Source organism: Kribbella flavida DSM 17836 (assembly GCF_000024345.1).
Classification (GTDB): Bacteria; Actinomycetota; Actinomycetes; order Propionibacteriales; family Kribbellaceae; genus Kribbella; species Kribbella flavida.
The window spans coordinates 5,700,445-5,719,772 of the sequence record NC_013729.1 but is presented as its reverse complement, the minus strand read 5'-3'; the positions used below and the strand labels follow the sequence as shown (position 1 = coordinate 5,719,772).

Genomic DNA, 19,328 nt, shown 5'->3' with positions numbered 1-19,328 from the left:
GTTCAGGTGGGCGAAATTCCTGCCCCCGCCGCGGGACGACGAAAGGACGTTGGCATGACCTCCACGAACCACGCGGCGGCGAGGCCGGTGCGCCTGTGGCGAGCCGGTATCGCACTCCTGCTGGTCGCCGCCCTGCCGCTCATCCCGAGCAGCGGGGCGAACGGCGCCGGTCCACCGGACCGGGCCGGCCCCACCGACTCGACGGTGAACGGGCAAGCACCGAAGTACGTCACGCTGATCACCGGCGACCGCGTCAAGGTGGTCCAACGCCCGGGCCAGCCCGAGCGCGTCACGTTCGAGCCGGCCAAGGGCAGCGGATCCACCGGCGCGATCACCACGTACTCCGGTGGGCACGTGTACGTCGTGCCGGTCGCGGCCCAGCGGGCAGTGACGCGAGGGCGGCTGGACCGGACGCTGTTCGACGTCACCACGCTGGTCCGGGAGTTGCGGGACGACGGGCGGATCCCGGTCATCGTGCGGTACGCCGGGACCCGCGCCACCGCGATCGGCCGAGCCCGGCAGACCGCCGTACCGGGCCTGCGGGGGCAGCGGGTGCTGACCAGTCTCGGCGCGCGGGCCGGCACCGTCACCCCGGCGACCGCTCCGCCGTTCTGGACCGCGGTGGCCTCGGCCCCTGCGATCCAGCGCGTGACGCTCGATCGCCGGGTGTCGGCCACGCTGGATCTCAGCGTGCCCCAGATCGGTGCTCCCGCCGCGTGGGCGCGCGGCCTGACCGGTCGCGGCGTGAAGGTCGCGGTTCTGGACACCGGCATCGATCCTGCCCACCCGGACGTGGCCGGGCGGATCACCGGTTCGGCCAACTTCAGCGAGGCACCCGACGCGATCGACCACTCCGGCCACGGTACGCACGTGGCCAGCACCATCGCGGGCAGCGGGGCCGCGTCCGGCGGGAAGTACCGCGGTGTCGCGTCGGAAGCTTCGCTGCTCAACGGCAAGGTCCTGGACGACGAAGGATCCGGTACGTCGTCGAGCATCATCGCCGGGATGGAATGGGCCGTCGCCCAAGGCGCGGCGGTCGTCAACCTCAGCCTCGGCAGCGTCTTCCCGAGCGACGGGACCGACGAGCTGTCGGTGGCGCTCGACCGGATGACCCGGGACAGCGGCACCCTCTTCGTCGTCGCCGCGGGCAACTGCGGTGCGCCCGAGTCGTTCTCGATCAGTGCACCGGCGGCCGCAGCCGAGGCTCTTGCCGTCGGCAACCTCGAGCGCGACGGTTCGCTCAACGACAGCTCGTGCCGCGGGCCGCGTCTCGGTGACGGCGCGGGCAAACCGGAGATCTCGGCCCCGGGCACCGGCATCGTGGCCGCCCGGGCCGCGGGCACCGGCTTGGGCACACCGGTCGACGAGCACCACACCACCCTCACCGGTACGTCGATGGCCACCCCGCACGTCGCCGGTACGGCGGCTCTGGTCGCCCAGGCCAACCCGGGATGGAAGGCGGATCAGCTCCGGGCGCGGCTGATGTCGACCGCCGACCCGCAGGGCGCGCTGTCCGATGAGGAAGGCGCGGGCCGGGTGGACGCCGATCAGGCGACCGCGACGGGCGTCGCCGTCGACACGGGCGAGCTCGAACTCGGCCGGCTGTCGTGGCCCTACCCGGCCAAGGACGAGATCAGCCGCGTCCTGACGTATCGCAACCCGACCGGCTCGCCGGTCACGCTGCGACTGGCGGTATCGGTGGAACCGTCGCCGGCCGGGCTCAAGGTCGGCACGGACCAGCTTGTCGTACCCGCGAACGGTGAGGCGGCGGTGACAGTCACGGCTGACCGAACGGTCGCCGGCGCTGGAGATTTCGCCGGCCGGATCACCGCCCAGGCGGCCGGCGCCGACCCGCTGGTGACGACGGTTGCCTGGTCGACCGAACCCGAGCGGTACTCGCTGACCGTGAAGGGTATCGGTCGCGACGGCGCGCCGGCGGACCTGGGATATTCGGTAGCGCCGCTCGACTCCGGTCGGCTCCCGCCGGGGTCGCTGCCGGAGATGCGCGACGGTACGGCGACGGCTCGTCTGGCGCCGGGCCGGTACCAGGTCACGGCCGCCTACTTGTCACCCGCCACCGACACACGGCCGGAGACGTTCGAACTGCTCGCCGGTGACGAGCTGGCGCTGGCCGGTGACACCACCGTGACGATGGACCTGCGCACCACCCACCCGGTGCGGATCGTGCCGCGCGACGATGGCCGGGTCGCGCCGGCCGACCGAACCGTGAGCTACCTGGCGAAGAACGCGGCCGGTCTGATCACGGGCGGCTTCATCCTCGACTGGGGTGTCGCGGGTGAGCGGTCGGCCGCGGTAGCGGCCAGCCGTCCGCTGACCACGGGCAGTTCCGAGTTCATGATGGGCGCCCGGCTGTTCGTGCCGGAGTACCGGGCCGCGGTGCTTGGTGGTGCGGCGCTGTCCGTCCTGCCGTTCTGGGGAGGTCCGACGTTCACGGGCGTTCGTGACCTGCCGCTGGCCGACGCGGGATCGGCGACGCCGGACGAACTCGCCGCTGTTCGCGGCAAGGTGGCTTTGATTCGTCGCGCCGGCGACGACCCGCGGGAGAACGGCGAACTGGTCAAGCTGGCCGAGGCCGCGGGCGCGACCGGTGCGATCATCTACACCACCGAGCGCCCGGGCGACAACGCGGTCTTCGGCGGGTGGCAAGGCCGGGAGCCAATCGAAGCCGGCATCCCCGCGATGCGCGTCTCGCGGGTCACCGCGCGCCTGCTGCTCGACCGGCTGCAGGCCGGACCGGTCACGCTGCGGATCACCGGGACCGCGCATCCGTCGTACCTGTACGACCTGACGCAGTCGTGGCCCGGCCGGATTCCGGTGCTCGGCACGGTGCGGGTCGCGCCGGAACAGCTCGCTCGGCTCGACGAGACCTTCGGCGCGCACACGACCGGCGTGCAGGTCTATACCCCGCGCGCCGGCTACACCCCGATCGGCAACCACTTCGTCGGCCGGAGCGTGGCCCGGGAGGCGCCGTACCGGCTGACCTCGTTCGTGCAGGCCAACGACACGGCCTGGGAAACCGCCTACGCAGCCGGTGACGGGTCGAGGCACCACTTCTCTGCCAGAGAGGTCAGGAGGACCTACCAGCCGGGGGAGCGGGTCAGCCTCAGATGGGGCGCCCCTGTGCAGAACAGCGGACTGCCCGACGCGCCCGGCGAGGAGTTCATGGGGGTCCGGTGGCAGGACTCCGGCTTGATGTTCCAGGTCGCGCAGTACCAGAACAAGTACGAGAGCGGCGAGGACTCGTTCCCGGCGGAGGGCACTTCGCTGACCATCCGGCGGAACGGTGAGCAGGTCGCCGCCGCGGACTGGACCCGTGTCTTCGTGGCCGGGCTGCCGGCTGGGCCCGCCGCCTATCAGGCGAGGCTCGACACCACCAGGACGTCTCCGTTCTGGAAGTACGCCAAGCGGGTCCGGACCACCTGGAGCTGGTCGGCACGCGGTGGCGAGTCCGAGGTGATGCCGCTCGTGCTCGCAGACGTCGACCTGCCGCAGGCCAGTGCCGCCAGTGAAGTCCGAACGGGCGTGCCGGTGAGGATCGGGCTCGGACTGCGGCATCAGCACGGCTCGGCGGGTGCGCCTTTCACCGGCGCGACGCTGCAGTTGTCGTACGACGGCAAGGCCTGGAAGCGGCTCGCGCTGACCAAGGTCGCCGATGGCGAGTACGTCACAAGCGTGCTTCATCCGGCCGGAACGGCTGGTGGCGCTCCGTCGTTGCGGCTGGCAGCAACCGACGCCAAGGGCAACCGTATCGAGCAGGAGATCCAAGCCGCCTACGGCCTCAAGTAGAAGGGATCACGGCTTGGGGTGCGAGTCCGCACCCCAAGCCGTGCTCGTGGCAGCGGGCGGAGCTGTCTCTGAATCAGCGCTCGGGGCTGAGCGACACGTCGCACAGCTAGGGTTGCCGAATGCCGAGCAGCCAGGCGGGGGCGGATCAGAGGACTCAGGACTGGGCTCCTCCGGCGCCCCGCGACACGAGTGGGCCTTTCCGGTTTCTGTTCTGGCTTGCCCGGTCGCAGCCGCGGCGCGTCGCGGCGGGGGCGGCGCTGGGCAGTACCTGGATGGTCGGGCTGGCGGTGCCGCCGTGGGTGCTGTCTCGCGCGGTCGATGACGGACTCGTTGCCGGCGATACCGCGGCCCTGGTCACCTGGTCGGTGGTGCTCGTCGTGGTGGGCGTGCTGATCGCCGTGCTCGCGATCGCCCGGCACCGCACGATGACGAAGATCCGGATGGACGCGTCGTTCCGCACAGTGCGCGCGGTCGTGCGGCACACCGCCCGCTTGGGCTCCACGCTGTCCCGGCGGATCGGCGCGGGGGAGGTGGTGACGATCGGCATCACGGATGTCCAGGCGGTCACGCTGACGATGACCGTGACCGGTCCAGGGTTCGGCGCGGTGGTGGCGTACGCCGTGGTTGCCGTGGTGCTGTTCACGATCTCGCCGCTGCTGGCGTTGATCGTGCTCGCCGGCGTACCGCTGCTGGCTGTCACCGTCGGGCCGTTGCTGCGGCACATCGAGCACACCGGTGGCGACTACCGCACGGACGTGGGAACGCTGACCACGCGGCTGGTGGACATCCTGGGTGGCCTGCGCGTACTGAACGGCCTTGGCGGCAAGGAGTTCGCGGCCGAGCGCTTCCGCCGCCAGTCGCAGGATCTGGTCGAGCGTGGCTACCGCGTCGCCGGCCCGGCGAGCTGGGTGACTGCTCTGTCGAGCGGACTGCCTGCGCTGTTCCTGGCCGCAATCGTATGGCTGGCGGCGCGGATGACCGCGCAGGGCGAGATCACCATCGGCGACCTCGTCGCGGTGTACGGCTACGTCGCTGTCCTCGTCGTACCGGTGGCGTCCTTCATCGAGAGTGGTGGCGACATCGCCCGCGGCCGGGTCGCCGCGCAGCGCATCATCGACTTGCTCAATCTGCAGCCTGAGCGCGACAACGGCCACCAGACGCTGGATCTGCCAGCCGGCTGTGGACCGCTGGCCGACCCGGAGTCCGGCGTCGTCGTGCGTCCCGGTCTGTTCACGGCGCTGGTGAGCGCGCGTCCGGAGGACGCGATCGCGGTGGTGGAGAGGCTGGGCCGCTTCGCCCGCACCGACGCGACGTGGGCGGGCGTGCGGGTGGACGGGGTGCCGGCTGATCAGCTGCGCGAGCGGTTGGTTGTCGCCGACAACAATGCCGAGCTCTTCGCCGGGACGGTACGCGCGGCCGTCGCAGGTCGGCACCTGCCCGACGACGAGCGGGTGCGGTCGGCCGTGCGGATCGCCGTGGCGGAGGACGTCGTGGATGCGTTGCCCGGCGGTCTGGACGCGCCCGTCACCTGGGGCGGCAGCACGATGTCAGGTGGGCAGCGGCAGCGGCTCCGCCTGGCTCGAGCCGTCTATGCCGCACCGGACGTGCTGCTGGCCGTCGAGCCGACGTCCGCGGTCGACGCGCGTACGGAAGCAGCTGTCGTCGAGCGGTTGCGTGCGGCCAGGCGGGATCTCACCACAGTGGTCACCACGACGTCGCCGCTGGTTCTCGACCAGGCCGACGAGGTCATCTTCCTGGCCGACGGCCGCGCTGCGGCGTCCGGCACTCATGAGGAGCTGCTGCGCGACAACCTGGCCTACCGCGAGCTGGTCTCCCGCGTGCAGGACGGGGAGGTGGGCTCGTGAGTACGACGCTGCCGGTGGCCGGGGCAGCCCGCGTCCGGGCCGCGGCCTGGAGCGACATCCGCGCGGACCGCGGCGCGGTAGCCGGCCTCGTACTGCTCAACGGGCTGGCCTCCGCGGCGGGCTTGGTCGGCCCGTGGCTGCTCGGCCGGATCGTTGACACGGTTCGGGCGGGGTCCGGCGACGTTCTGGGAACGGTTGATCGGCTGGCGCTCGGGGTGCTGGTGTTCACCGTCGTGCAGCTGCTGCTGGGGCGGTGGGCGCTGGCTGTCGGCTACCGGTTCGGTGAGCGCACGGCGGCTCGGGTTCGCGAGCGGTTCGTGGCTCGCACGCTGGCGCTGCCGCCGTCCGTCGCGGAGCATGTGCCCGCCGGCGACCTGATCGCGCGCGGCAGTACCGACGCCTCCGTGGTGGCGTTCACGTTGCGCCGGGCGGTGCCCGAGGTGCTGGTGGCCGTCGTCCAGGCGCTGTTACTCATCGCCGCAGTGCTCGTGCTGAACCCGCTGCTCGGGTTGTGCGGGCTGGTGTGCCTGGTCGGCGTGGGCGTCGCGCTGCGGTGGTACCTGCGACGTGCCCGTACGGCGTACCTGACCGAGGCGGCCAGCGGTGCGCAGCTCGCCGACGTCGTCACGAGCACAGCGAAGGGCGCCCGCACGATCGAGGCGCTCGCGCTGGAAGGCCGCCGCGCAGAGGCCACGGACGAAGCAGTCGCCGACCTGAGAGCTGCCCGGCTGCGGACACTGTGGCTGCGGACGGTGCTGTACCCGTCGTTCGACATCTCGTGCGCGCTTCCGCCGGTCGGCGTTTTGCTGGTCGGCGGAGCACTGCATGCGAACGGTGCCGTCAGCATCGGTGTGGTGGTGGCCGCGACGGTGTACATGCGACAGCTGGTGGGTCCGTTGGACACACTGACGATTTGGGTCGAGCAGCTGCAGGCCGCGATCGCCTCCTACGCGCGGATCGAGGGCCTCGCGGACGTACCGCGTGAGGAGCCCAGGCCGGCCGCGGACCCGGTCGACGACCGCATCGAGGTCGCCGACGTCCGCTTCGCCTACGACGGCGGCCGGGACGTACTGCGCGGAGTCGACCTGGTGGTGCGGCCCGGCGAACGACTGGCCGTCATCGGCACGTCCGGGGCGGGGAAGTCCACGCTGGCCCGGTTGCTGGCGGGTCTGGAACGGCCACGCACGGGGTCGGTCACCGTGGGCGGGACCCCCGTGGCGGACCTCTCGCCGGACCGGCTGCGGGAACAAGTCGTCCTGGTCACCCAGGACCACCACGTCTTCCACGACACGGTGCGCGACAACCTACGGGTGGCGAAGCCGGACGCCACCGACGAGGAGCTGCACGGCGCGCTGGAGGCCCTGGGTGCGCGCTGGATCAAGGATTTGCCGGAGGGCTTGGACACGGAGGTCGGCACCGTGGTCAGCCTCGACGGCGCGCGCGCCCAGCAACTGTCGCTGGCGCGCGTCGTACTTGCCGACCCTCACACGCTGATCCTCGACGAAGCAACCGCGCTGCTCGATCCGACCACCGCCCGGGAGACGGAGCAATCCCTCGCCGCCGTGCTCCGCGGCCGCACGGTCATCGCGATCGCCCACCGTCTGCAAACCGCCCACGACGCCGACCGAGTCGCGGTCCTGGAAGCCGGCGAACTGGTCGAACTGGGCACTCACGACGAACTCGTCGACGCAGGCGGCCCGTACGCCGCCCTCTGGGCGTCGTGGCACGGCGGCCACGACGACCAGGACCCGAGACGCGAGCCGGGGGCGACCTGACGTGCAGAACAGTCACGCTGCCGACGGCCCGGACGCCAGCTGTCGTTAGCGTCCGGGCCGTCGAGCTACTGGACCTGCAGCGTCGGGCTGTGCATCGTCTGCTCCGCGCCGTCCCTGACGAAGCCGACGGCGGCGTACGCCGCGGAGACGCGAGTGAGCACGCAGGACAGTCGGGGCGTGCTGCGGGTCGAGTGGGCGCTCACCACGAAGTCGTCGAAGATCCCGGCCGGGACACTGCCAGTGGTGCTGACCTCCTGGTGGTTCCTGAAAGTGCCTGTGGTTCGGGGGCGCTTCGATCTTGTGCGTGGAGGGTACGCGGTGAGTAGATGAGCCGCTTCCGCCTGATGGAACCCACCAAGGAGTACCGCATGTTCGCGATCATCGCAGCTGTCATCTTCGGCCTCGCCCTCATTCTGGACTGGGCCAATGCCAGCGTCAGTGATGCCTTCACCCCGCAGACCCTGCTGATGGCAGGTCTGCTCTGCGTCGCCCTGCACCTCGCCGGCGTCGGTGCCGGTGCCCGGTGGGGCCGTCGCCGGTAACCCTTGACGACCACCGGCGCCGATCATTGCTGTGGATCGGCGCCGGCCCGGTCGATGCAGTTGCTCCAGGCAAGGAAGCGCTAGGACCGGCCGCGCCGCGCGGTCCGTACGCCGTACACGATGGAACCGAGCGCGAGCAGTACGCCGAGTCCTTGCAGGCCGGGGGAGTCGTCCCCCTCGCCGAGCACGACAGCCGCGGCGCCGATCAGGACGCCGATCACTACGAGCAGATATCTCATCAGGACTCCTCTTCGACCCACTCGAGCAGGTCGCCGGGTTGGCAGTCGAGGACGCGGCACATGGCTTCCAGCGTGCTGAAACGCACGGCCTTGGCGCGCCCGTTCTTCAGTACGGCGACGTTGGCCGGGGTGAGGCCGACGCGTTCGGCGAACTCGCCGACGCTCATCTTGCGCTTCGCCAGCTCGACGTCGATGCGGACGACGATCGGCATCAGATCACCGCTTCCATGTCGGACCGCAGCGTCGTGGCCTGCCGCAGCAGGGCGCGCATCACGACCATCAGCAGGCCGAGCACGGTGACGCCCATCAGCATCAGGAACATCAGCAACGGCAGTCCGGGATCGGTCGCCTTGAAGCCGAAGTACAGGAAGACGCCGAGCAGCACCAGCCACGCGGCGGCGATGGCCCAGATGATCGCGTCCACCCACACCAGCGAGGCGTCGCTGAAGATGCGGTCCTTCTTCACCAGCGTGAGCAGCTTCCAGGTGGACACGATGACGACCTGGACGCACACCACCCAGAAGATCGAGATCGCGGTCATCGGCCACCGCAGGTACGCGTGCTCGGGGGACTCCTCGGCCATGTACGCGAACTGACCCGGCAGCGACACGGTCTCGAAGAAGACGAGGATCCCGAACAGCAGTACGAGAAACACTCGAAGCGGGGCGACGGCCCGGTGCTCTGCGATCATGCATCGAGTATCGCTGACAACCTATCGAATATCAATCGATCAGCAGGGTGAGCGAGTCGCCGGGGTCGACGAGCTGCGGACCCAGTACGTGATCGAGAGCGGGCTTGATCTCAACAGCACTTCAACTTGCACGATCTCGGCATGGACATCAGCGGAACGATCCCCAGCCAGAACGACGTCGACCAGATTCTCGAGCTCGTGAAGACGGTCGACAAAGCCCAGCGCGACGAGGATGCCGACGCCTTTCTCGCACTCTTCCGGCAGGACGCCCTGTGGGTCACCGGCCACGGCAAACGGCTGTACGGTCGCGACACCATCGCCGAGTTCACCCGCCGCGTCCTGCCCGGCGCCACTGCTTCGGGCTACGCCACCTACACCCCCGACCACCTGCTCTTCGTCCGCCCCGACATCGCCGTCGTCAACGTGAACCAGACCTACCACCAGCACGACGGCACTGCCACCTCCCAGGGCAGCCCCGTCTACTTCCTCGCCAAGGACAACGACACCTGGCAGATCGCCGCCGCCCAGAACACGGTCGTCGTCCCGGAGGACTGAGGCTCCCGGGACTGGGGTCAGTCGGATCGACGGGCCAGTTGGCGGTCGCGCAGATGTCCGACCGCGGAGACGATGCCGGCCGACAAGGAAGCGATCAGTGCGCTGGGCGCAGGCTCCAGGGTGGGCGACAGCAAGAAGTAGAGCGGCGGGGCCATCATCGCGAAGACGATCAGTCCTCCCAGCACGGGGTGCCGCCGGAACCAGGCCGTGCCACGGCCGTCGTACAGCCACCTCGGGGCGGCCATGTTGACCGACATCAGGGCGACCAGCCATGCCGTGGTCGCGAAGGTGAGGCCGTCCGGGTCGGCGATCAGGTGACTCACTGCTATCAGCGACACGACCGCCGACGCGATGCGCATCCAGCGCGAGGGTCTGGACGGCACCCAGGGGCCAGCCTTCGTCATGCGTCTGCCGAGGTTTCGGATCATCGTGATCAGCGGTTGACGGCTAGTTCGCCGAGTTCGGACCAGTTGGACTGGTCGAGCTTGACGTTGACGATGCGGGGGGTTTCGGCCAGGTGGGGTGGCAGGGTTTGCTGGGCGGCCTGGAAGTGGGCGGAGGTGACGTGGGCGGTGGCGGCCTCGTCGTCGGCGAAGGCTTCGACCAGGACGTACTCCGTCGGGTCGTCGACGGAGCGGGACCAGTCGAACCACAGGCAGCCGGGTTCGGCGCGGGTGGCGGCGGTGAAGTCGGCGGTGATGGCCGGCCAGTCGTCCGCGTGCTCGGGCAGGACGGGGAACTTCGCGGTGATGAAGATCATGGCCGCGATGCTACCGACGGCGACCGCCGCGAGCGGGTCTTCAGGCAGCGGCGCGGGTACGGTTCTTCTGGGCCCAGACGGCCCGGCGCAGCTTGGCCGGGTCGGGGTAGCCGGCCGCCTTGCCGATCAGGTAGACGTCGTGGCTGCGCATGTTGACCATCGCGGCGACGAACCAGACCGGCTGGCCCTCGGCCAGCATGGTGACGATCATCTGGTTGGTGGTGTTCTCGTTCATGCTGACCCTCTCCTCGATCTGTCGGTGCCTGCTCTCACTGGTACGTCGGACCAGCCGGGCCGAAATTGACACCCCAACCGAAAAATTCTTGTCAAGGCAGGCGGCGACCGTTGGGCGCAGGGATCGACCGTTCGGCGGAAAACGCGTGGCTGGTTCTGACATGACCCGAGCGGCGGGATAGATTCGAGGTCCCCCCACGTGTGGAGGTCCCACTCCCCCCGGGACCCGCACGGACGAGTGCCCCGGCCCCTGGCCGGGGCACTCGTTTTTGCTCAGCCGTTCGCGCGGCGCCGGTAGAGCAGGGTCGCCGTCGTCACCGAGACGACGAGCAGGCCGCTGCACCAGGCGAGCGCGGTCCAGCCGTTGCTGCCCAGCGGCGTACCGGTGAGAAAGCTGCGTACGGTCTCGATCACCGGCGTGATCGGCTGGTGCTCGCTGATCGGGCGCAGCCAGCTCGGCATCGTCTCGGGGCGGACGAACGCGCTGCTCAGGTAGGGCAGGAACAGCATGAAGAAGCTCAGCGCGCTGGCCGACTCGACCGACTTCGCGACCACGCCGAGGCCGGCGGCCAGCCAGGACAGCGCGACGACGTAGAGCAGCAGCAGACCGATCGCGCCGAGCCACTGCGCGACGCCCGCCGACGGCCGGAACCCCATCGCCAGCGAGGCGACCAGCACGATCGCGGTGGACACGGCGTTGCGGGCGACGCTCGCGGTGACGTGCCCGGTCAGCACCGCGAAGCTGCGGATCGGCAGCGAGCGGAGCCGGTCGATCATGCCGCTGGTCATGTCGTCGGCGACCGCCATCGCGGTGTTCGACGCGCCGTACCCGGTGGTGAGCAGCAAGATGCCGGGCACGACGTAGTTGATGTACTGCGTACCGGTCTCGATCGCGCCGCCGAAGACGAAAACGAACAGCGTCATCATCAGCAGCGGAAGCAGGATCGAGACGAACAAGGTGTCGGCGTTGCGCCGGGTCAGCCGGACGCTCCGGCCGATCATCGTGGCGGTGTCGCTCAGCGCGGCCGCGTAGCTGTCGTGGCTCATGGCTCTCCTAGGCCGTCAGGGTGAGGAACACGTCGTCGAGGGTGGGCCGGTGCGACGAGACCCGGACCGGCTGCAGCCCCTGGGCGCGCAGCTCGTCGAGAACCGCGTGCAGGTGGGTCGCGGTCCCGTCCGACGGCAGGTTCACCAGTACGCCGTCCGCGACGCCGCCGAGCACGTCGACCGTCTTCACCGCGTCGGCCGGGTCGGCGAAGAACAGCTCGATCCGTTCGCCGCCGATCTGGCTCTTCAGCGCGTCGGCGGTCCCGGCCGCGGTGATCCGGCCGTGGTCGAGCAGCACGATCCGGTCGGCCAGCCGGTCCGCCTCTTCGAGGTACTGCGTGGTGAGCACGATCGTCGTGCCGTCGCGGACCAGTTCGCCGATCGCGTCCCACATGGTCAGCCGGCTGGCCGGGTCCAGGCCGGTGGTCGGCTCGTCCAGGAAGATCACCCGCGGCCGGCCGATCAGGCTCATCGCCAGGTCGAGCCGTCGCCGCATGCCGCCGGAGTACGTCTTCACCCGCCGGTCCATCGCGTCGGTGAGGCCGAAGCGGTCGAGCAGGTCACCGGCTCGCTGCCGGGCCGGACCGCGGCCGAGGTGCATCAGGCGGCCGACCATGACCAGGTTCTCCCGGCCGGTCTGCTCGGCGTCGACGGCGGCGAACTGGCCGGTCAGGCTGATCACCTCCCGAACCTTCGCGGCGTCGCGGACCACGTCGTACCCGGCGATGGTCGCGTGGCCGCCGGTGGGCCGGCTGAGCGTGGTCAGGATCCGCACGGTGGTGGTCTTGCCGGCGCCGTTCGGGCCGAGCAGCGCGACGACCTCGCCCTCCGCCACGGTCAGGTCGACACCGCTCAGCACCTCGGTGCCGCCGTAGGACTTCCGTAGGCCGGTGGCCTCGACGATCATCAGGTCCCCCTTACTGCGTAGTGAGTACGCTAATTAGCGTAGCAGATACGCAGTAGTCGTTTCTAGACTGAGGTGGTGGAGATGAGCGAGCTGCCGCCGGACGTCGTGCTGCTGTGGGGACTGCAGAACGAGAGTCGCCGCGGGCCGAAGCCGTCCCTGTCGATCGAGGACATCACCCAGGCAGCGATCGAGCTGGCCGACGCCGAAGGGCTCGCCGCGGTCTCGATGGCGCGGGTGGCCGAGCGGCTGGGCAACTCCACGATGGCGCTGTACCGGCACGTCAAGAGCAAGGACGAGTTGCTGACGCTGATGTCCGACGCCGCGCTGGAGCAGCCCGACCCGCTGCCGGAGGGGGTGGACTGGCGGACCGGCCTGACCTTCTGGGCCGACAACGTGCTCACCGTGATCCGCCGGCACCGCTGGTACGCGCAGCTGCCGATCCCCGGGCCCCCGACCGGGCCGAAAAACCTCGCCTGGTTCGATGCGGCGCTGGGGGCGTTGGCGGACACCGGGCTGAGCGAGGAGGCCAAGGTCGGGGTGGTGATGGGCCTGATCACGTACGTGCAGGGCGAGGTCAGGCTGTCGCTGGACCTGGCGGCAGGCTTCGCGGACAACCCGGAGGCGTTCAGCCGGTACGGCGCGACGCTGGCGAGGGTGGTCGATCCGCGTCGGCTGCCGGCGCTGGCCCGGGTGCTCGAGGCCGGCGTGTTCCAGCCGGACCTGGAGTTCGAGCAGTCCGGCGACGCCGACTTCGACTTCGGTCTGCAGCTCTACCTGGACGGCATCGCCAACTTCATCGAGCGGACCTGCCAGGACGGCGCGGACCCTGCCCCGGCTCCCGGCGCCGAGAGTTAGCCGAGGTCGAGAACCGCGTCCGCCGACGCCTTGGTGGACGCGATCAGCTGCGCGTTGCTCTCGTCCGAGCCGTAGGTCCGGGCGCGCGCCTCGGCGGGGGAGCGGCCGAACCGGCGGTGCCGGGCTTCGAGCCGGGCGCGCCGGACGTCGTCGGCCAGGTCGATGTACCAGACCTCGTCGAGGAGCCGGCGACCCGTCGTCCACGGCTCGCTGTCCAGCAGCAGGTAGTTGCCCTCGGTCAGCACCAGGTCGATCTCCGGATCGACGCCGATGCTGGCCGCGATCGAGTCCTCCAGCTCCCGGTCGAACCGCGGCGCCCACACCGTGCCGCCGTCGCGCTGCCGCAACCGCCCGAGCAGCGCCACGAACCCGCCGGCGTCGAACGTCTGCGGCGCTCCCTTCACGTCCGCGAGCCCGAGGCTCTCCAGCGCGGACTGCGCGAGGTGGTAGCCGTCCATCGGCACCAGCGCGACCCGCAGTCCCGAGGCGACCAGGTCGGCCAGCAGCAGTTCGGCGTACGTCGACTTGCCGGCCGCGGGGGCACCGGTGATCCCGAGCATCGCGCGTCGTCCCCGCGTCGCGAGCTCGACCGCACGGTCACGAGCGGCGGCCGGATCGAGTGAACGCATCTGCAGATCCTAGGGCGTGTTGCCCGCGGAACATCGACGTTGCGCCGCGTCCGTCTTGCAGTGGTGTGACGTCCGGCGCGGTTCGCGGCGTCGAACAGGGAAAGCAGCAACCCTGACAGAAACGTTTTCGGTGGTTCGTTACGTCTTCGCTACAAAGGGATGCTGTTCACTCTGACCCGGAGGTGCTGTGGTGCCGACCGCGACGTTGAGTCCACTGCGACAGGCCCAGCTGACGGTGTCCCCCGTCGACAGAGCGCAGTACTTGTCCGCCTCCGACCTGTACGGCGGCCGCAGCTTTCTGCAGGCCCCGTCCTGGGCGCAGGTGAAGGCTGAGTGGCGGTCGGAGCTGCTGGCGTGGCGGGACGCCGACCAGCAGATCGTCGGAACAGCGCTGGTGCTGTACCGCAGTGTCCCGCGACTGCGCAGATCCTTCGCCTACCTGCCCGAAGGGCCTGACATCGATTGGTCCGAGCCGAGCTTGGACCGGTGGCTCACGCCGCTGGTCGATCACCTGGCGGCGGGCGGAGCGTTCGCCGTACGGATCGGACCGCCGCCCGCGCTGCGGCGATGGCGGGCCGGCACGTTGAAGGCGGCGGCCGGTCCGTCGCTGCGGATCGGACACGTGCTGCCCGACTTGGTCGAGCCGATGGGTTCGTCGGTGAGTGACCGGCTGCGGACGCTGGGCTGGCGGCGTTGTGGAGAGGACGGGGCCGGCGGTGACGCGCAGCCGCGCTTCGTGTTCCAGGTGCCGTTGCAGGGACGCAGCCTCGACGAACTGCGCAGCGGGCTGAGCAGCGAGTGGCGGCGAAACCTCAACAAGTCGGTGCGTTCCGGTGTCGAGACCCGGATGGGTACGGAAGCCGATCTGCCGACCTTCCACCACCTCCTCGGCGTCACCGAGCAGCGCAACGGCTTCCGGCTCGGCCGGTCGCTGCCGTACTACCAACGCCAGTACCGCGCGCTGAACGCCGAGGCCGACGGCCGGATGCGGCTCTACCTGGCCTCCTACCAGGGCGAGGTGCTCGCGGCGCACACCATGAACGTCGTCGGGCGGCGGGTCTGGTACCAGTGCGGCGCATCCGCCAACCACCGCCGCGACGTCCGGCCGAGTCATGCGCTGCAGTGGCGGATGATGGAGGACGCGCACCGGCTCGGCGCCGCGTACTACGACATGCGCGGGATCTCGGACTGTCTCGACCCCGGCCGGCGCGAGTTCGGCCTGCTGCGCTGGAAGCTCGGCACCGGGGGAGAGGTGGTCGAGACGCTGGGGGAGTGGGAGCTCACCCTGCCCGGCGTCGTCAACCAGACCCTGCACCACGCGATGCAGCGCTACCGCAACCGGTGAGTCAGTCCTCCGGTGGGACCTCGGCGCCTTCGCGTTCGTCGCGCTCGGCCCACTCGAGCAGGGTGTCGAGGGTGTAGACGTCGTCGTCGATGCCGGCGTGCAGGTCACCGAGCTCCGCGAAACGGGCGGGAACGGTGGCGATGGTGAACTCCCGCGGGTCGACGTCGTCGATCTCGTCCCAGCGGATCGGCGTGGAGACCGTGCCCTCGGGGTTGCCGCGCACCGAGTAGGCGGCGGCGATCGTGTGGTCGCGGGCGTTCTGGTTGAAGTCCACGAAGAGCTTCGCCGGGTCGCGGTCCTTGCGCCACCAGGTCGTCGTGACGTCGTCGGGCGCGCGCCGCTCCACCTCGCGGGCGAAGGCCAGCGCGGCGCGGCGTACGTCGGCGAAGCCGTGGTCGGGCTTGATCCGGACGTAGATGTGGATGCCGGACCCGCCGGAGGTCTTCGGGTATCCGACGGCGCCGAGCTCGTCGAGCACCTCGTGCGCCACGTGCGCGACCCGGCGGACCCGGTCGAACGGGCAGTCCGGCATCGGGTCGAGGTCGATCCGCCACTCGTCCGGCTTCTCGGTGTCGGAGCGGCGGCTGTTCCACGGGTGGAACTCGACCGTCGACATCTGCACCGCCCAGGCGACGTGCGCGACCTCGGTGACGCACAGCTCGTCGGCGGTCCGGTTGTAGCGGGGGAAGTGCACCCGCACGGTCTCCATCCACGCCGGTGCGCCGTGCGGCAGGCGCTTCTGGTGCACCTTCTCGCCGGCGACGCCGTCGGGAAACCGGTGCAGCATGCACGGTCGCTCCCGCAGCGCGCGCACGATGCCGTCGCCGACGGACAGGTAGTACTTCACCAGGTCGAGCTTCGTCTCGCCACGCGCCGGGAAGTACACCCGGTCGGGGTTGGAGATCCGGACCGTGCGCTCGCCGACCTCCAGCTCGATCGACGGGCTCTTGCTCTTCGCCGTCTTCTTGGCCGTGCTCTTCGCCTTTGATCCCGCTGTGGACTCAGCCATGACGTCAACCTAACCGCCGACACGGACATCCAGCACTCACCAAGCCGGAGTTGCCGGGCCGCGTTCGCGCCTGAGCGGCCCCCGGAGGGGCGACGGGCGGTGGTTGGTGAGTGGTGAAGATCCGGCTCAGGCCAGTCGGGTGAGCCAGCCGTGCGTGTCGGGGACACGGCCGTACTGGAGGTCGAGCAGGGTCTTGCGCAGGGTCGCGGTGACCGGGCCGACGCCGTGGTCGACGGTGTGGTCGCCGATCACCAGGTCGCCGTCGGCCCAGGCGACCCGGCCGATCGGGGTGATCACGGCCGCGGTGCCGGAGGCGAAGACCTCGGTGATCTTGCCGCTGCGCACGCCGTCGCGCCACTCGTCGGCCGACACCCGGCGCTCCTCCACCTGGTGCCCGAGGTCGCGGGCGAGGTCGAGCACCGAGCTGCGGGTGACACCTGCCAGGATCGAGCCGGACAGCTCGGGCGTCACGACCGTGCCGTCGGCCTGCACGAAGAACAGGTTCATGCTGCCGATCTCCTCCAGCCAGCGGTGCTCTACCGCGTCGACGAAGGCGACCTGGTCGCAGCCGTTGGCGACGGCCTCGGCCATCGCAGCCAAGCTGGCGGCGTAGTTGCCGCCGCACTTGGCCGCGCCCGTACCGCCCGGGGTGGCGCGGATCGAGCTGGTGGTCAGCCAGATCGAGACCGGCTTCGGCCCCGTCTCGAAGTACGCGCCGGCCGGTGAGGCGATCACGCCGAAGAGCACCTCGTTGGCCGGGCGCACGCTGAGCGCGGCCTCGGTGGCGATCATGTACGGCCGCAGGTAGAGGCTGGTCTCGCCGGTGCCGGTCGGCGGCACCCAGACCTCGTCGACGGTGACCAGCGCGCGCAGGGCTCCGATGAAGTCCTGCTCCGGCACCGGGGGCAGCGCCAGCCGCTGGGCGCTCCGGGTGAAGCGGGCGGCGTTCCGCTCGGGGCGGAAGGCCCAGACCGAGCCGTCCTCGTGCCGGTAGGCCTTCAGCCCCTCGAAGATCTCCTGCGCGTAGTGCAGCACGGCTGCCGCGGGGCTCACCTTGAGCGGGGCGAACGCCGTCACCTTCTGGTCGTGCCAGCCGCGGTCCGCGGACCAGGACGCCACCACCATGTGGTCGGTGAAGGCCTGTCCGAAGCCGGGCTTGTCCAGTACCGCTGTCCGGGCTTCCGCGCCGGCCGGATCACTGCGCAGCTCCAGCTCGAAGTCCCACGCGTCTGTTGTCGTCGCTCCACCGCTCACTTCAGTCACTCTCGGCACGCTACCCCTGGGGACTGCCGATACTCGACCCACTGCCCACACTCCGGCCATTGAACGGCCGGCGCCGGAGCAGGTCGCGGTAGTCCCGCACCGCGGGCCTGCTGAGCTCCTTGCCCTGCACTGCGGACAGCACGCGGCCGCCAGCGTCGTACAGAGCTGGGGTGTGCCACTGGTCCTCGAGCTCGACCAAGACACGCATCGCCATCGACAGGCCGATCGCAGCGTCACCGTCGAGCACAAGGCACTCGGCCAGCTGCAGTTGAAGCTCTGCTTGCTCGCGGCACCTATCTGCCGGGCACAGCGCCAGTGCGCAGTCGAGCGCCGCGTACGCCGCTGCTGTGTCGCCCAGCGTCGTGTGGACAAAGCTCGCCACGCCGGGCGACTCGTGCGGCGCCCAGCCGAAGAGCGACGTGTCGCACGTCTTCTCGGCGGGCGGTAGGTCACGCACCGCCTGACGGGCTTCGTCTGCCAGACCCAGCAGGGCCAGCAGGCGGGCCTGGGCCGCGGTGGCCCGGGCGTGATCGGCCGGACGCTCCGCCAAGGCTGAGGCCTCGGCGGAGACCGGCAGCAGAGCGGTCAGAACCCGCGGCTCGGCGGTCGCACTGAGAACCTGCCAGCTCCTGGCCTGGCTGGCGATCGAGCGCTCGGTGGAGCCATCAGCGGTGGCTCGGGCCGTACGCCACCAGCGGTCGGCGGCCCGGGACCGGCCCAGCGCCGTCAGTGTCAGTGCGATCAGTACGGCGTACTGCGCGGCGGGCACGGCCAGGTCGGGGGAGCCGGGCGCGACGGATCGGTGCAGGAGGTCGAGGTCGGCGGTCAGCTCCGGCAGCAGCTCGCCCGGGGGAATGCGCGGGAGGTCGGTGGCGTAGCCGTGGACCAGGGCGGTCCACTCGTCGGTCGCCCGGGTGTGGCCGAGCGAGCCGGTCAGTCCGTGCCGAACCGCTTCCAGCACGTCCGCTCCACCCCGGGCCGGCGCCGTCGTCGGCACCGGCGAGGCCGGCCCGGTGACCGGCGTGGGGCGCGGCCGGTGGGTCTGCTGGCTCTGGTGGAAGGCGGTGGTCAGGGCGCCGGCGGTGCCGAGCTCGCGGTCGCAGAGCTGGGCCAGGTCGGCGGAGCCCGGCCGGCGGCCGCGTTCCACCTGGGACAGGTAGCTGTGGTCGTAGCCGACCCGGGTCGCGAGCTGGCGCAGGCTCAGGGCGGCTGCCTGCCGGGACCGCCTCAACTGCACGCCGAACGCTGCCTCAGCCACAGATCCTCCCCCGCTCGAGCTGTGGGCCGGCCGGCCGGACCACTGGTCACGCCTGGTGGTTGCGGTGCGTATCCGGAACGCTACAAGGGCCTACCGACAGAAAGTGGGGCAGCGACTCGTCGTGCGGTGCCAGTGTCCTGCGCCGGGCACTTGATGGCTGTGGGCTGTTTGGAGAGCCCACAGATCACACCTGGTAGGGCAAGTGGCCGGCGGTGAGGCTTGCTGGTGTGGACCGACAGCGCATGACACCGGGCATGACACCGGGCATGACACCGGGCATGACACCGGGCATGACACCGGGCATGGCGCAGCAGGGGCCGCCGCGGCCCTTCTGGCTGGTGCGGTCCGACGGTGGTGGCACGGTGGCGGAAGGGGTGCTGTGGGCTGATGGGGTGGTGGCTGTGCGGTGGTGCGGAGAGCAGACCGGTGTCTCGGTGTGGTCCGGAGGCCTGGCCGCGGTCCTGGCCGCTCACGGACCCGCCGGGACCACGGAGGTGCGCTGGCGGCCCCAGGCGGAGCCTTCGCCTGCTGAGCAAGGGCCGGTGGA

20 protein-coding genes are annotated in these 19,328 nt (G+C 70.5%); 7 read left to right on the top strand and 13 right to left on the bottom strand.

Features of this window, described 5'->3' with window-relative positions; all coding sequences use genetic code 11:
* The first annotated feature begins 54 nt into the window (after nucleotides 1–54).
* From KFLA_RS26285 to KFLA_RS26275, 3 genes are all read left to right on the top strand, one after another.
* Nucleotides 55–3,807, top strand: coding sequence for a S8 family serine peptidase (locus KFLA_RS26285; protein WP_012922872.1), 3,753 nt, complete (start codon nucleotides 55–57; stop codon nucleotides 3,805–3,807).
* Nucleotides 3,808–4,079: 272 nt separating this feature from the next.
* Complete coding sequence (locus tag KFLA_RS26280) at nucleotides 4,080–5,672, top strand: ABC transporter transmembrane domain-containing protein (RefSeq protein ID WP_202797025.1); 1,593 nt, start codon at nucleotides 4,080–4,082, stop codon at nucleotides 5,670–5,672.
* Nucleotides 5,669–7,447, top strand: a complete 1,779-nt coding sequence (locus KFLA_RS26275) for an ABC transporter ATP-binding protein (RefSeq protein ID WP_012922870.1) — start codon at nucleotides 5,669–5,671, stop codon at nucleotides 7,445–7,447. Before KFLA_RS26280 ends, KFLA_RS26275 begins: the two co-directional genes overlap by 4 nt.
* 65 nt (nucleotides 7,448–7,512) lie before the next feature.
* On the opposite strand, the gene KFLA_RS37985 is transcribed toward KFLA_RS26275, so the two are convergent.
* Nucleotides 7,513–7,650, bottom strand: coding sequence for a hypothetical protein (locus KFLA_RS37985; RefSeq protein ID WP_158307301.1), 138 nt, complete (start codon nucleotides 7,648–7,650; stop codon nucleotides 7,513–7,515).
* A 123-nt stretch (nucleotides 7,651–7,773) separates the two neighbouring features.
* On the opposite strand from KFLA_RS37985, the gene KFLA_RS26270 reads away from it, so the two are divergent.
* Nucleotides 7,774–7,989 (top strand): hypothetical protein, encoded by a 216-nt coding sequence (locus tag KFLA_RS26270; RefSeq protein WP_012922868.1) that lies wholly within the window; start codon nucleotides 7,774–7,776, stop codon nucleotides 7,987–7,989.
* A gap of 80 nt (nucleotides 7,990–8,069) precedes the next feature.
* Here the strand turns inward: KFLA_RS26270 and KFLA_RS38470 are convergent, their stop codons facing one another.
* Genes KFLA_RS38470 through KFLA_RS26260 form a run of 3 tightly spaced genes read right to left on the bottom strand, consistent with a single transcriptional unit; the run spans nucleotide 8,070 to nucleotide 8,919 of the window.
* Nucleotides 8,070–8,228 carry a hypothetical protein gene (locus KFLA_RS38470; protein WP_012922867.1) on the bottom strand — a complete coding sequence of 53 codons (159 nt, stop codon included), beginning with the start codon at nucleotides 8,226–8,228 and terminating at the stop codon, nucleotides 8,070–8,072.
* Nucleotides 8,228–8,440, bottom strand: coding sequence for a helix-turn-helix domain-containing protein (locus KFLA_RS26265; protein WP_012922866.1), 213 nt, complete (start codon nucleotides 8,438–8,440; stop codon nucleotides 8,228–8,230). Before KFLA_RS26265 ends, KFLA_RS38470 begins: the two co-directional genes overlap by 1 nt.
* The gene (locus KFLA_RS26260) at nucleotides 8,440–8,919 is read right to left on the bottom strand and encodes a DUF2975 domain-containing protein (protein ID WP_012922865.1); all 480 of its coding nucleotides are present in this window, start codon (nucleotides 8,917–8,919) and stop codon (nucleotides 8,440–8,442) included. The genes KFLA_RS26265 and KFLA_RS26260 overlap by 1 nt, the downstream gene beginning before the upstream one ends.
* Nucleotides 8,920–9,060: 141 nt before the next feature.
* Between KFLA_RS26260 and KFLA_RS26255 the strand changes: the two genes are divergently transcribed.
* Complete coding sequence (locus KFLA_RS26255; RefSeq protein ID WP_012922864.1) at nucleotides 9,061–9,474, top strand: SgcJ/EcaC family oxidoreductase; 414 nt, start codon at nucleotides 9,061–9,063, stop codon at nucleotides 9,472–9,474.
* Between the two features lie 17 nt (nucleotides 9,475–9,491).
* On the opposite strand, the gene KFLA_RS26250 is transcribed toward KFLA_RS26255, so the two are convergent.
* The 5 genes from KFLA_RS26250 to KFLA_RS26230 form a co-directional block, all read right to left on the bottom strand.
* On the bottom strand, nucleotides 9,492–9,833 hold the full coding sequence (locus KFLA_RS26250; protein ID WP_012922863.1) for a hypothetical protein: 342 nt from the start codon (nucleotides 9,831–9,833) through the stop codon (nucleotides 9,492–9,494).
* Between the two features lie 74 nt (nucleotides 9,834–9,907).
* Entirely contained in the window at nucleotides 9,908–10,234 is a 327-nt protein-coding gene (locus tag KFLA_RS26245; RefSeq protein WP_012922862.1) for a putative quinol monooxygenase, read from the bottom strand.
* Nucleotides 10,235–10,274: 40 nt separating this feature from the next.
* Entirely contained in the window at nucleotides 10,275–10,469 is a 195-nt protein-coding gene (locus tag KFLA_RS26240) for a hypothetical protein (protein WP_012922861.1), read from the bottom strand.
* Nucleotides 10,470–10,741: 272 nt separating this feature from the next.
* Complete coding sequence (locus KFLA_RS26235) at nucleotides 10,742–11,515, bottom strand: ABC transporter permease (protein ID WP_012922860.1); 774 nt, start codon at nucleotides 11,513–11,515, stop codon at nucleotides 10,742–10,744.
* A gap of 7 nt (nucleotides 11,516–11,522) precedes the next feature.
* Nucleotides 11,523–12,422, bottom strand: coding sequence for a daunorubicin resistance protein DrrA family ABC transporter ATP-binding protein (locus KFLA_RS26230; RefSeq protein ID WP_012922859.1), 900 nt, complete (start codon nucleotides 12,420–12,422; stop codon nucleotides 11,523–11,525).
* Nucleotides 12,423–12,503: 81 nt separating this feature from the next.
* On the opposite strand from KFLA_RS26230, the gene KFLA_RS26225 reads away from it, so the two are divergent.
* The gene (locus KFLA_RS26225) at nucleotides 12,504–13,277 is read left to right on the top strand and encodes a TetR/AcrR family transcriptional regulator (protein WP_012922858.1); all 774 of its coding nucleotides are present in this window, start codon (nucleotides 12,504–12,506) and stop codon (nucleotides 13,275–13,277) included.
* Here the strand turns inward: KFLA_RS26225 and KFLA_RS26220 are convergent.
* The gene (locus KFLA_RS26220; protein ID WP_012922857.1) at nucleotides 13,274–13,906 is read right to left on the bottom strand and encodes a nucleoside/nucleotide kinase family protein; all 633 of its coding nucleotides are present in this window, start codon (nucleotides 13,904–13,906) and stop codon (nucleotides 13,274–13,276) included. The two genes, KFLA_RS26225 and KFLA_RS26220, sit on opposite strands and share 4 nt — an antisense overlap.
* Before the next feature lie 190 nt (nucleotides 13,907–14,096).
* Between KFLA_RS26220 and KFLA_RS26215 the strand changes: the two genes are divergently transcribed.
* Complete coding sequence (locus KFLA_RS26215) at nucleotides 14,097–15,251, top strand: lipid II:glycine glycyltransferase FemX (protein WP_202797024.1); 1,155 nt, start codon at nucleotides 14,097–14,099, stop codon at nucleotides 15,249–15,251.
* 1 nt (nucleotide 15,252) lies between these two features.
* Here KFLA_RS26215 and ligD read toward each other — a convergent pair whose 3' ends face one another.
* From ligD to KFLA_RS26200, 3 genes are all read right to left on the bottom strand, one after another.
* Nucleotides 15,253–16,260, bottom strand: coding sequence for a non-homologous end-joining DNA ligase (ligD, locus tag KFLA_RS26210; RefSeq protein ID WP_012922855.1), 1,008 nt, complete (start codon nucleotides 16,258–16,260; stop codon nucleotides 15,253–15,255).
* Between the two features lie 126 nt (nucleotides 16,261–16,386).
* Entirely contained in the window at nucleotides 16,387–17,514 is a 1,128-nt protein-coding gene (locus KFLA_RS26205) for a branched-chain amino acid aminotransferase (RefSeq protein WP_012922854.1), read from the bottom strand.
* A gap of 19 nt (nucleotides 17,515–17,533) precedes the next feature.
* Nucleotides 17,534–18,781 carry a helix-turn-helix domain-containing protein gene (locus KFLA_RS26200; RefSeq protein ID WP_012922853.1) on the bottom strand — a complete coding sequence of 416 codons (1,248 nt, stop codon included), beginning with the start codon at nucleotides 18,779–18,781 and terminating at the stop codon, nucleotides 17,534–17,536.
* Between the last annotated feature and the right edge of the window lie 547 nt (nucleotides 18,782–19,328).

What these genes read in the sequence shown, in the direction of transcription:
- KFLA_RS26285 (WP_012922872.1), top strand. Translation starts at nt 55, where the DNA reads ATGACCTCCACGAACCACGCGGCGGCGAGGCCGGTGCGCCTGTGGCGA.
- KFLA_RS26280 (WP_202797025.1), top strand. Translation starts at nt 4,080, where the DNA reads ATGGTCGGGCTGGCGGTGCCGCCGTGGGTGCTGTCTCGCGCGGTCGAT.
- KFLA_RS26270 (WP_012922868.1), top strand. Translation starts at nt 7,774, where the DNA reads ATGAGCCGCTTCCGCCTGATGGAACCCACCAAGGAGTACCGCATGTTC.
- KFLA_RS38470 (WP_012922867.1), bottom strand. Translation starts at nt 8,228, where the DNA reads ATGAGATATCTGCTCGTAGTGATCGGCGTCCTGATCGGCGCCGCGGCT.
- KFLA_RS26265 (WP_012922866.1), bottom strand. Translation starts at nt 8,440, where the DNA reads ATGCCGATCGTCGTCCGCATCGACGTCGAGCTGGCGAAGCGCAAGATG.
- KFLA_RS26260 (WP_012922865.1), bottom strand. Translation starts at nt 8,919, where the DNA reads ATGATCGCAGAGCACCGGGCCGTCGCCCCGCTTCGAGTGTTTCTCGTA.
- KFLA_RS26255 (WP_012922864.1), top strand. Translation starts at nt 9,061, where the DNA reads ATGGACATCAGCGGAACGATCCCCAGCCAGAACGACGTCGACCAGATT.
- KFLA_RS26250 (WP_012922863.1), bottom strand. Translation starts at nt 9,833, where the DNA reads ATGCGCATCGCGTCGGCGGTCGTGTCGCTGATAGCAGTGAGTCACCTG.
- KFLA_RS26245 (WP_012922862.1), bottom strand. Translation starts at nt 10,234, where the DNA reads ATGATCTTCATCACCGCGAAGTTCCCCGTCCTGCCCGAGCACGCGGAC.
- KFLA_RS26240 (WP_012922861.1), bottom strand. Translation starts at nt 10,469, where the DNA reads ATGAACGAGAACACCACCAACCAGATGATCGTCACCATGCTGGCCGAG.
- KFLA_RS26235 (WP_012922860.1), bottom strand. Translation starts at nt 11,515, where the DNA reads ATGAGCCACGACAGCTACGCGGCCGCGCTGAGCGACACCGCCACGATG.
- KFLA_RS26230 (WP_012922859.1), bottom strand. Translation starts at nt 12,422, where the DNA reads ATGATCGTCGAGGCCACCGGCCTACGGAAGTCCTACGGCGGCACCGAG.
- KFLA_RS26225 (WP_012922858.1), top strand. Translation starts at nt 12,504, where the DNA reads ATGAGCGAGCTGCCGCCGGACGTCGTGCTGCTGTGGGGACTGCAGAAC.
- KFLA_RS26220 (WP_012922857.1), bottom strand. Translation starts at nt 13,906, where the DNA reads ATGCGTTCACTCGATCCGGCCGCCGCTCGTGACCGTGCGGTCGAGCTC.
- ligD (WP_012922855.1), bottom strand. Translation starts at nt 16,260, where the DNA reads ATGGCTGAGTCCACAGCGGGATCAAAGGCGAAGAGCACGGCCAAGAAG.